The organism is Paraburkholderia polaris (genome assembly GCF_012927345.1).
Lineage (GTDB): Bacteria > Pseudomonadota > Gammaproteobacteria > Burkholderiales > Burkholderiaceae > Paraburkholderia > Paraburkholderia polaris.
This window is the reverse complement of record NZ_JABBGJ010000010.1, coordinates 170,876-181,877: the sequence shown is the minus strand read 5'-3', so window position 1 is coordinate 181,877 and position 11,002 is coordinate 170,876. Positions and strand designations below refer to the sequence as shown.

Sequence of the window (11,002 nt, the reverse complement as noted above, 5' to 3'; positions counted from 1 at the left end):
GGTCATGCCGGCATTTCGTTTCGAAGCGATCGATGCGGCGGGCAAGGCGCAAAAAGGCGTGCTCGACGCGGACAGCGCACGCGGCGCGCGGACCAATCTGCGTTCGCAAGGACTGACGCCGCTCGTCGTCGAGCCGGCTGCGACACGCACCCGTGGCGAGCGTAATCAGCGCTTGTCGCTGGGACGGCGCTTGTCGCAGCGCGAGCAGGCGATTCTCACGCGTCAACTGGCCAGCCTGCTGATTGCCGGCTTGCCGCTCGACGAAGCGCTTTCAGTGCTGACCGAACAATCAGAGCGTGATTACATCCGCGAACTGATGGCGTCGATTCGCGCTGAAGTGCTCGGCGGCCATTCGCTCGCGAATGCGCTGACGCAGCATCCTAAAGATTTCCCCGAGATCTATCGCGCGCTGGTCGCGGCCGGTGAACATACCGGGAAGCTCGGTCTCGTGCTCTCGCGGCTCGCCGACTACATCGAGCAACGCAACGCGCTCAAGCAAAAGATCGTGCTCGCGTTCACGTATCCGGCGATCGTAACCCTCATCGCCTTCGGCATCGTCACGTTTCTGTTGAGCTACGTGGTGCCGCAAGTGGTGAACGTGTTCGCCAGCACCAAACAGCAACTGCCGATTCTCACCATCATGATGATGGCGCTGTCCGGTTTCGTGCGGCACTGGTGGTGGGCGATGCTGATCGGTGTGGTCGCGCTGGTGTATCTGGTGCGCTCGATCCTGAAGCAGCCCGGCCCGCGCCTCGCTTTCGACCGGTGGCTGTTGACCGCCCCGCTGCTCGGCAAACTCGTGCGCGGCTATAACACGGTGCGCTTTGCCAGCACGCTAGGCATTCTGACGGCAGCGGGCGTGCCGATTCTGCGTGCGCTGCAAGCCGCCGCCGAAACGCTCAGCAACAACGCGATGCGTGAAAACATCGACGATGCGATCGTGCGTGTGCGCGAAGGCACGTCCCTGTCGCGCGCGCTGGGCAATACGAAGACGTTTCCGCCGGTGCTGGTGCACCTGATCCGTTCGGGTGAAGCAACCGGCGACGTGACGACCATGCTCGACCGTGCAGCAGACGGCGAAGCACGTGAGTTGGAGCGTCGCACGATGTTCCTGACGAGCCTGCTCGAGCCGTTGCTGATTCTGGCGATGGGAGGTGTGGTGCTGGTGATCGTGCTGGCGGTGATGCTGCCGATCATCGAGTTGAACAACCTGGTGCAGTAAGGCGGTGAGGGGCTTCGATGGCAGGGCTGCGGCGGTTGATGTTGCCACCGCAGTGGCAACCACACGGTGGCAGCCGCATGGGGAACCTGCTGTGGCAAGCGTGGCGACCGCATGTAGCAAATCGCAGCGCCACCGCATGTGGCAATTGCGTCGGATGGCGCAATCAGCTGAAGCTTGCAGAACGGCTTAGGCAGAACGCTTGAGTCAGCGCACGTAGATGGTAGGACCTGCGGGATTGGCCGGCAGGAACACTTCGGAATGCGCGCCATTGCGGTCGATGATGATCGAGCGAGCGCGGACCTCGGAGAGTTTGGCGCCTTGCATGAGCGTGCTGCCGAGCGACACCGCATGCGGCGGTTCGCCGCCGACGCTGACGATGGCCGCAGCGCCTTCGCGCAAAGCGAGGATGCCGAACAGATGCACGTCCTGGTTGGCGCCGCGGGTGAGCTGGCCGCCGAACAGCGTGGCGGCCTGTTCGGTCGAGACCTGCGCATGCGCGGCGGCAGCGGGCAACGGCGCGCCGGACATCGTGGAGAGCGTGATGACCCAGTAGGTCAACGTCGCGCAAAACACGGCGAACAGGGCGAGCGACAGAAGGCGGATTTGAATGGCGTTCATGCGCATATTGTACGGACTATTGTGAAAATTGCGTTGGTGGAAAGCACCCCTAACCTGGCGCTTCGTGCCAGGCCCCCGAAGGGGGGCGATCCCTCAACGGGCTCCCTGCGGAGCGGAAACTTGGGGCGGCCCGGCGTTTTGTCGCAACCCTTCAAGAACATGACATTAGAATGACCGGCCGGGCGTGTTCAATGGCACCCTGATTACCTGACACGCGAATCCCGCCCGATCAAAAATTTCACCTGAAAAGAGGTAGCAAGCTATGCAACTGTCGACCACTCGCCGTATCGAAATCGCGGGTCCGCGCAGCCGTCGTCAACGCGGTTTTACGCTGATTGAAATCATGGTCGTGATCGCGATTCTGGGCATTCTGGCTGCGTTGATCGTGCCGAAAATCATGAGCCGTCCGGACGAAGCGCGCCGCGTGGCTGCCAAGCAGGACATCGGCACGGTGATGCAGGCGCTGAAACTCTACCGTCTCGACAATGGGCGTTACCCGACTCAAGAGCAAGGCCTGCGCGCGCTGATCGAAAAGCCGACCACGGACCCGGTGCCGAGCAACTGGAAGGACGGCGGTTACCTCGAACGTCTGCCGAACGATCCGTGGGGCAATACCTACCAGTATCTGAACCCGGGCGTGCATGGCGAAATCGACGTGTTCAGCTATGGGGCAGACGGTAAACCGGGCGGCGAAGGCAACGACGCCGACATCGGTTCGTGGCAGTAGTCCGGTAGTTGAGTAGTTCATTAAGCGCCGTTGATTTATCAGGCGCGCCGGGTCGCCCTGCTCTTTGGCGATCCACCGCGCGTCTTATCGACTCATTGTTTTTCTGATCTTTAGTTGATCGTTCGTGGCCGGCACTATGCGACTGTCCGCTTGCAAGTCCTGTGTGGACGCTCCGTGTACGGCACCACTGCCGGGCACGGTGTGCGCCGGCGCGCGTGTGCGCGACCCGCGGGATCCACGCGCAGGCGGCCCGAAGCGTGCGGCGGGTTTTACGCTGCTGGAAATGATGGTGGTGCTGGTGATCGCGGGCATTCTGGTATCGCTGACAGCGCTGACGATGACCCGCAACCCGCGCACCGATCTGAACGAAGAAGCGCAGCGTCTCGCGCTGCTGTTCGAATCGGCCGGCGACGAAGCGCAGGTGCGCGCACGGCCGATCGCCTGGCAGCCGCTCGACGGCGGCTTTCGTTTCGATCTGCGTACCGAGGACGGCTGGCGTCCGCTGCGTGACGATCTGCTCGGGCCGCGCAACTGGGAAGGCGGCGTGACCGGCGTAACGATCAATTACCCTGGGTCGGATTCGCACCCGAGCCGTGTCGTGTTCGGTACCGAAGCGATCGACGTGCCCGTGCAGATCACGCTGTTTTCGGCTGTGGGGAGCGCGACGATCGTCGGCACCGGCAACGGCCGCTATGAGGTGCACTGAGATGCGTCGTTGCAGGGACATGGGCGCGCGCGTATCGCAGTGTGATTCGCAGCGCGGTTTTACGATGATCGAAGTGCTGGTGGCGCTGGCGATCATTGCGATTGCGTTGGCGGCGTCCTTGCGTGCGGTGGGGAGTCTGGCGAACGGCGAAGCCGATTTGCATCAACGGCTACTGGCGGGATGGAGCGCGGACAATGCGCTGGCGCAATTGCATTTGACGCATGGCTGGCCGAACGTCGGCTCGACGAGTTTTGACTGCTCGCAGGGCAATTTGGAGTTGATCTGTACCGAGCAAGTGACGGCGACGCCGAACCCGGTGTTTCGCCGCGTGGAAGTGATGGTGACGACGCCTGGGCGTTCCGGCAATCTTGCCCAGATGGTGACGGTGGTCGCGAATGAAAACAACCGTTCGCTCTAAGCGCCGCGGCCGAATGGGCGCGCGTGGTTTCACGCTGATCGAGTTGCTGGTTGCGATTGCGATCATGGCGGTGATTGCCGTGTTGTCGTGGCGCGGGTTGGACCAGATCATTCGTGGCCGGCAGACGATTACGAACGCGATGGAAGACGAGCGCGTCTTTGCGCAGCTATTCGACCAGATGCGGATCGACGCGCGGCAGGCCGCGTCGGATGATGAGGCTGGCCAGGCGGCCGTGTCGGTCAGCGGCAGCGTGCTGCAGATCGTGCGGGAGACGTTGTTGCCGGGGACCGCGCCACGTTTGCAGGTGGTGAGGTATCGCGTGTCCGAGGGGCGTGTGGTTCGGTATGCGTCGCCGCCGTTGGAGAATGTGGGCGAGTTGCGGAGTGCGCTGCGCGGTGGCGAGGGAGATGACTGGACGGCGGTGCCTTTGATGGGCGGCGTCGGTGCTATTTCGGCTCGTTTGTATGTGCCGAAGGTTGGCTGGTCCACGCAGATGAAGGATGTGCAGAGTGCGATTACGGAGAACGATAATAATTTGAAGGTGCCCCAGTTGGGGAATGCGCCGCTGCCGCGGTCGGTGACTGGGCTGGAAGTGAGTGTCGGGGGTAAGTCGTTGGCGCGGCCTATTACGCGGGTTTTTCTCGTCGGAGAATGAAATGAGGTTTTCTTTTTTGTCTCCGCGACGGTCTGGATTTTCGTTTTCGTTGTTGTTGTCTCCGCGACGCTCTGTGTCTGGGCGCCTGCGGCGGTGCTTTTCCTTGGCTCCTTTGCCTGCTGCCTGGCGGTTTTGTCTGCGCTCTTATGGCGTTGGCCTTTCCTTGAATTGCTTTTCGTCTATTAGCGTCGCCCCTGTGCGGGGCAGGCACCTACTTTTCTTTGCCGCCGCAAAGAAAAGTAGGCAAAAGAAAGCGGCTCAAACCGCTAATGCTAAGTGGGCACCTTTGCCTGGAAGGCGTAGTGGCTCCGTGGAGTCAGTGCCCCTGCCCCTTCAGGCGTCTGTGACAAGGGCGTCATACCTCCCGTCTCGCACTACGTGCTCGCCGGAAGAGCACTTCAAAAAACCAGTGGTTCGCTCGGTCCCGCCCCATTCGCAATTACTGCCTTTCACTTCGAGCGCCTGTGCAATTCGCCACCGACTAATCAGGCACCTCGCCGAGGCGAAGTCGACGGCACCTGCTGCAAAAAAATCTGAGCACTGGTTTTCTGAAGTACGCTTCGGCGCGCGCAGCGCCGCCGGAAGAATGACGCCTTTGTCACTGACGCCGAATGTGAGAGAACACGGATTCCACGGAGCCACTGGCGGTTCTGAGCTACGGTTCCCGCTTAGCATGAGCGGTTTGAGCTGCTTTCTTTTGCCTACTTTTCTTTGCAGCCGGCAAAGAAAAGTAGGTGCCCCCCCGCACAGGGGGAACGCTAATAAACCAAAAGCAAAACAAGGAAAGGCCAACGCCGTAAGCGCACAGACAAAAGCGCCGAGCAGTCGGCAGAGAAGCCAAGAAAAGGCCAACACCGCAAGCGCACAGACAAAAACGCCAAGCAGGCAAAAAAGCCAAGAAAAGACCAGCGCCGCAGGCAAACAACCGACCTCAGCGCAGGCAACCCAACACGGAGTTGCCATCATCAGCGCCCTACTAGTAGTCGCGCTATCAGCGATCCTGGTATCGGGCATGCTCTGGCGCCAGCAAGTCCAAATCCGAAGGATAGAAAACCAGCGCCTCCTATCCCAGGCGCAATGGATCGCACGAGGCGCGCTTGACTGGACGCGCCTGATCCTCCGCTCAGAGGGCGACACCTCAGCAGGCATCACCTATTTAGGCGGCCTATGGGGCGTCCCCATCGCCAAAACCCGCCTGTCGGATTTCCTCGGACAAATAGGTGAAGTCAGAGCCGAGCAAGGCCAGGAGACCTTCCTCTCAGGTTCAATCGAAGACGCCCAGGCGAAATTCAACCTCCGTAATCTGGTCTCGAGCCCAGCTCCCGGCATCATGCAACTGAACACGGAACAGATCGGCGCCTATCAGCGTCTGCTCGTGTCGCTCGGCGTAAACAGCCAGCTGGCGAAAGCCACCGCCGTCCAGGTTCGCACGAGTCTCGCTCAATCGGCGACACGTTTTCAGCAGGTCACGTCCCCCAGCGGGACAACGGCGACCCCGATCACCGCGGGCGGCGGCGCCACCGGCGGCAGCTTCACCGACAAACCCGGTATCGAAGACGGCGACGACAACGCGGCGGTCGCGCCGCTGCAAATGACCAGCGTCGATTCGCTGCTCGATATCCCCGGCTATACGCCGGAAATGGTCGCGCGCTTGCGGCCGTTCGTCACCGTGCTGCCGACCGTGTCGCCGGTCAACATGAATACGGCTTCCGCCGAAGTCATCGCGGCGATCGTGCCGGGAATGAGCCTGTCCGCCGCGCAAGCCTTCGTCGCGCGTCGGCAGACAGTGTTTTTCCATAACGTCAGCGACGTGCAACTCGCCTTGAGCGGCGCCGGCGTACCGTCGGCCACAATCGATCCGAATGAAATGGACGTCAACACGAACTACTTTCTGATTCACGGCCGTGTGCAGCACGAACGTGCGGAAGTGGACCGCACGACCCTCGTCTATCGCGATGCATTGACTCACACTACGCGTATCGTGCGGGTACAAGATCAACTATGAATAACGCCTTTCCCAGAGAGAGTGGCCTTTGAGCACGCTGATCGTTCTATTGCCGCCGCGTGATCCGGCGGTGCCATCGCAGGAATGGCAACTGCCGGAGTTGCCGTTCGTGTTGCTCGACAAGTCGGGCCGCACCCAACGCGCGGGCCGCTCGGCGCTCGCGCTGCTGCCGCGCGCCTCGTCGACGGTGCTGATGGTCGCCGCCCGCGACCTGCTGATGATGCCCGCCAAGCTGCCGCCATTGCGCGGCCCGCGGCTGCGTCAGGCATTGCCCAATATCGTCGAGGATCAGCTGATCCAGGACCCGCAAACCTGTCACATCGCCGTCGATCCGCAGCCGGTCGCGGGCGGCCGGCAGTTGCTCGCGATCATCGACCGCGGCTGGTTCCGCTTCATCTGCGAAGGCTTTGCCGCAGCCGGCCACCGCAGCGTGCGCGCCGTGCCGGTCACGCGCTGTCTGCCGCAAGGCGTCCCGCTCGATACACCCGCCGAAGTCGCGGAAATGGTCAATGCGGGCGAGCCGGTCATGGCGGGCTCCGCTAGCGTGGCGACGTCGCTGCCGGGTGTCGCGCCGGTGGTGGCGCCAGGCGTCGCGTCGGTGTTGCCGATGGTGGCGGCCGTGCTCGGCGCCGTTGTCCAGACCGCGCCCGCGTTGCTACTTGAAGGCGCAGTCGAAAACATGGTGGCCAACGGCGCGCCACGCGTCGAGCTGGCTATCGCGCGCGGCGTGCAAGGCGAAGGACTGGCGGTGCCGGCTAGCGCCGTGAACGCGACGCTCAGCGCGCTCGCCGGCGCAGCGCCGGTCTCGCTGTACATGCTGACCGAGGTGCCCGGCAACGAGCCGAGTCTCGCAGCAACCAGTCCGGCGAAGCTCGCCGCCTACGTGCACGGGGCCAGCCCGTTGCCGTTCGAGCAACTTGCGCGCCGCGCGCTGGCGTGCCGCTTCGACCTGTGTCAGTTCGAATTTGCCTCGCAACCGTGGCGGCTCGACCGCGCGACGTTGCGGCGTCTGCGCCTGCCGGTCATGCTGGCGGTCGGCGCGCTGGTGATCGCGCTTGTCGGCGCGAACGTGCAGTGGCTGATGCTCTCGCGTGAGCGCGACGCAATCAACACGCAGATGACCGAGCTGCTCCTCAACACTTTCCCGAAGACGACGGTCGTGCTCGATGCGCCCGATCAGATGTCGCGCCAGTTGCAGCAGTTGCGGGTGGCGGCGGGTGAACTGTCGCCGGACGATTTTTTGTCGCTCGCCGACGGCCTCGCGCGTTCGTTGGCGCCGGTGCCGGTCAACGGCATCGCGGCGCTCGACTATCACGACCGGCGGCTGGATGTGACCTTCAAGCCCGAGGTGAAACTCGACGCTGATTTCGCCAAGCGCCTTGCGCGCAACGGCCTGACCGGCGCGATCGACAGCAACACCGGCAAGTGGACCATCAGGAACGGACAATGAAAGCTGAACTCGCCCAAAGCTGGGCTGGATTCTGGGACCAGCGCACCGAGCGCGAAAAAACGCTGCTGGTATGGGGCGGCGGGGCGCTGGCCGTGGTGATCGCGTGGTCGGTGCTGTGGGCGCCGGCACAGGATGGCCGCGCGCATCTGCGTGAATCGCTGCCCAGCTTGCAGCGTCAGTTGGCACAGATGACCGCGGAGTCGAATGAGGCACGCCAGCTCTCCGCAGCGGCTCAAGGTGTCGCGCCGACTGGCGCTGCGCTGAAGGACGCGCTTACCGCCTCGCTCAGCGATCACGGCCTTGCCGCGACCCAGGTACAGGTGATCGGTAACGCGGTGCAGATTCAGATGAAGAATGCGTCGTTCCCCGCGTGGACGAGCTGGGTCGACGACGCGCGCAAGCAGTTCAAGGTGCAGGTCGCCGAGGCGCACGTCACCGCCCTCAAGGAAGACGGCCAGGTGGACCTGACGGCGTCGCTGCAGCCGTCTACCGCGAAATGACCGCGCTGTTACAGGATCTCGCATGACTTACTGGATGCGGCGCCTGCGCGTCGCGCTACCCTGGCTGGCGGTCGCGGTGCTGGCGAGCGCCGCCGTGATGCTCACGCTGTTGCCGGCCGCCTGGATTACGCCGCAGTTCGCCAAACAGACCCGGGGCCACGTCAATCTCGTCGATCCGGCCGGCTCGCTGTGGCACGGCTCGGCCACGCTGATGCTCGCCGCCGGTTCCGACATGAGCGCGGCGACCCTGCTGCCGGGGCGGATCGAATGGCGCACGGCGTTCTGGCCGCTCTTCACCGGCCGTGTACGGATGATCATGCGGCACAGCGAAGCGATGCCCGACCCGATCACCGTCGATATCACCCCGCGCAGCGCCACCGTTTCGCCGGGCGCGATGGCGGTGCCGGCGTCGCTGCTGAGCGGCCTCGGCGCACCGTTCAATACGCTCGATCTGCAAGGCGACGTGCGCCTGGCATGGTCGGATTGGCGCAGCTTCAATCAGGAGGCGTTCGGCCAGCTGACCGTGACGCTCAACGATGTCAGTTCGCGCGTTTCGCTGGTCAAGCCGCTGGGCTCTTATCGGCTGCTGTTCCAGGCGCAGGGTACGTCGTCCACGCTTGATCTGACGACCCTCAAGGGGCCGCTGATGCTAACCGGCAACGGTGCGGTGTCGGCAGTCTCGACATCGTTTCATGGGACGGCCAGTGCCGCCCCGGAAGCGCGCGACAACCTCGCGGGGCTGTTGAATCTCTTGGGCCGGCCAAGCGGACCCGATACGGTTGCGTTGACGTTCGTGCGCTGAGGCGGATGCCTCGCGCGCGTGCGCGATTGCGGTGCGGGGATAGGCTCGCCGTTCTCACCGCCGCAGTTCGGGCAGTGCGAAGCGGGGGCCGGTTTGCCCCGCGCGCCTAGTTGCTCTGCGCCGGTTGCGGCGCGGCGCCGCTTTGCGCCACCGGCGTGGCCGACGCTGCCGGCAGCGGCGCGGGCGCCGCCATATCGCCCGTTTCGCGATTCATTTGCGACGCATCCCAACCACCGCCGAGCGCCTTTACCAGACCCACCGACGACACCATCCGCTGCCCTGCGAGGCTCTCGAGCTTCTGCTCAGTCAGGAAGGCCGTGGTCTGCGCGGTCAGCACGTTGACGTAGCCGACCGTACCCGCTTTGTACTCGTTCGTGACGATGGTGACCGCCTGACGCGCCGAATCCACCGCTTGCCGCTGCACGACGATTTCCTGTTCAAGGATGCGCTGCGAGGCGAGATTGTCTTCGACGTCCTGGAACGCCGCCAGAATCGTTTGACGGTACGTCGCGACGTCCTGATCGTAGACAGCGCGAGCGGCTTCGGTCTTTGCCTGTCGCAAGCCGGCGTCGAAGATCGTGCCGGCGAGTTGCGGGCCGAGCGTCCAGAAGCGCGACGGCAAGGTCAGCAGCTGCGAGAACACCGAACTTTCGAAGCCGCCGGTAGCCGACAGCGTGAGCGACGGGAAGAACGCCGCGATGGCGACGCCGATCTGTTCGTTCGCCGCCGCCGCCTTGCGCTCGGCCGACGCAATATCCGGACGCCGCTCGAGCAGCGCCGACGGCATCTGCGCGGGCACGGCGGGCGGCGTGGCGGTCAGCGGCATCGGCGGAATCGAGAAGGTCGAGGCCGGCTCGCCGACGAGCACGGCGATCGCGTGCTCGTCCTGCGCGCGCTGCACACCGTTGTCGATTGCGGCCGCTTGCGCCGATTGCAACTGCGTTTGTGCCTGAATGACGTCCGAGCGTGCGGCGACGCCCGCCGCGTACTGATTCTGCGTGAGCTGCAGCGAGCGCTGATAGGCGACGACGGTGTCGTCGAGCAGCTTCTGGGTGGAGTCGAGCGCACGCAGCGAGAAATAGGTTTGCGCGAGCGTGGCCTGGGCGGACAGCCGCGCATTCGCCAGATCGGCGGCCGCGCCCTGTTGGCCGGCTTTCTGCGAATTCACCGAGCGGGTGACCGAACCCCACAAGTCCGGCTCCCAGCTTGCGTCGAGTTGCACGTTGTAGCTGTTGTTGACGCCGGAGCGGCTTGAGGTGGTGGTCGCGTTGCCACTGGACGACGAACCAAAGCCGGAACGCGTACCGCCTGCCGATGCCCCGACGGTCGGGAAATACGCCGCGCGCGCTTCGCCGACCAGCGCACGTGCCTGGCGATAGGCGGCGGCAAATTGGGCGATGGTCTGATTCGACGCGTTCAGCTTGTCTTCGAGCGCGTTGAGTTGCGGGTCTTCGTAGATGGTCCACCAGTCGCCGCGGTCTTGCTGATCGGCCGGCTGGGCGACTTTCCAGCCGGGTGCGGCTTCCTTATAGGACGCGGGGATTTCGGCCGCGGGCCGCTTGTAGTCAGGGCCGACCGCACACCCGGCCAGCAGGGTGGCGAGGGCAGCGGCTACTGCAATAGTCAGGGCGCGGGGCGCAAGCGTCCGCGCGCGCGAGATTCGATCAAACTGCATGCAATGGATTCCTTCAGGACGCCGCAGTGCGGCCGATGGCGGCACTGCCGGCCGGGCGAGATCATGGCTCTGCCGGGATGTTAGCGTATGGGACCGCTTGGGCGCGGGAAACTGAAAGGGTAATGCGGGGGAAGGCGGAGGTGTGTTACTTAGGGTGTCGGGATGGTTACGTGCTGTTACCGGCTTCGTGGCCTTTGGCGGCGGCAAAAACGCCACTCAGGCAA

General features: G+C 63.9%; 11 protein-coding genes. 9 read left to right on the top strand and 2 right to left on the bottom strand.

Going from position 1 to position 11,002, the window contains the following annotated elements; translation table 11 throughout:
- The first annotated feature begins 4 nt into the window (after positions 1-4).
- Positions 5-1,222, top strand: coding sequence for a type II secretion system inner membrane protein GspF (gspF, locus tag HHL24_RS11630; RefSeq protein WP_169485624.1), 1,218 nt, complete (start codon positions 5-7; stop codon positions 1,220-1,222).
- A gap of 204 nt (positions 1,223-1,426) precedes the next feature.
- On the opposite strand, the gene HHL24_RS11625 is transcribed toward gspF, so the two are convergent.
- Positions 1,427-1,840, bottom strand: a complete 414-nt coding sequence (locus HHL24_RS11625) for a type II secretion system protein N (protein ID WP_169485623.1) — start codon at positions 1,838-1,840, stop codon at positions 1,427-1,429.
- A 262-nt stretch (positions 1,841-2,102) separates the two neighbouring features.
- Here HHL24_RS11625 and gspG point away from each other — a divergent pair, with 262 nt between their 5' ends.
- The 8 genes from gspG to HHL24_RS11585 all read left to right on the top strand — a co-directional run bounded on the left by gspG (position 2,103) and on the right by HHL24_RS11585 (position 9,103).
- Entirely contained in the window at positions 2,103-2,567 is a 465-nt protein-coding gene (gene gspG, locus HHL24_RS11620; protein WP_169485622.1) for a type II secretion system major pseudopilin GspG, read from the top strand.
- A 136-nt stretch (positions 2,568-2,703) separates the two neighbouring features.
- The gene (locus HHL24_RS11615; protein WP_169485621.1) at positions 2,704-3,273 is read left to right on the top strand and encodes a GspH/FimT family pseudopilin; all 570 of its coding nucleotides are present in this window, start codon (positions 2,704-2,706) and stop codon (positions 3,271-3,273) included.
- 1 nt (position 3,274) lies between these two features.
- The gene (gene gspI / locus HHL24_RS11610) at positions 3,275-3,691 is read left to right on the top strand and encodes a type II secretion system minor pseudopilin GspI (protein ID WP_230417414.1); all 417 of its coding nucleotides are present in this window, start codon (positions 3,275-3,277) and stop codon (positions 3,689-3,691) included.
- Positions 3,669-4,346, top strand: coding sequence for a prepilin-type N-terminal cleavage/methylation domain-containing protein (locus HHL24_RS11605; protein ID WP_169485620.1), 678 nt, complete (start codon positions 3,669-3,671; stop codon positions 4,344-4,346). The genes gspI and HHL24_RS11605 overlap by 23 nt, the downstream gene beginning before the upstream one ends.
- 673 nt (positions 4,347-5,019) lie before the next feature.
- A complete protein-coding gene (gspK, locus tag HHL24_RS11600) occupies positions 5,020-6,351 on the top strand; it encodes a type II secretion system minor pseudopilin GspK (protein ID WP_230417413.1) in 1,332 nt (443 codons plus the stop codon).
- A 28-nt stretch (positions 6,352-6,379) separates the two neighbouring features.
- Complete coding sequence (gene gspL, locus HHL24_RS11595) at positions 6,380-7,801, top strand: type II secretion system protein GspL (protein ID WP_169485619.1); 1,422 nt, start codon at positions 6,380-6,382, stop codon at positions 7,799-7,801.
- Positions 7,798-8,301 (top strand): type II secretion system protein M, encoded by a 504-nt coding sequence (locus tag HHL24_RS11590; protein ID WP_169485618.1) that lies wholly within the window; start codon positions 7,798-7,800, stop codon positions 8,299-8,301. Before gspL ends, HHL24_RS11590 begins: the two co-directional genes overlap by 4 nt.
- 22 nt (positions 8,302-8,323) lie before the next feature.
- Entirely contained in the window at positions 8,324-9,103 is a 780-nt protein-coding gene (locus HHL24_RS11585; protein WP_169485617.1) for a type II secretion system protein N, read from the top strand.
- A 106-nt stretch (positions 9,104-9,209) separates the two neighbouring features.
- On the opposite strand, the gene HHL24_RS11580 is transcribed toward HHL24_RS11585, so the two are convergent.
- Entirely contained in the window at positions 9,210-10,778 is a 1,569-nt protein-coding gene (locus HHL24_RS11580; protein WP_169485616.1) for an efflux transporter outer membrane subunit, read from the bottom strand.
- Positions 10,779-11,002 lie beyond the last annotated feature (224 nt).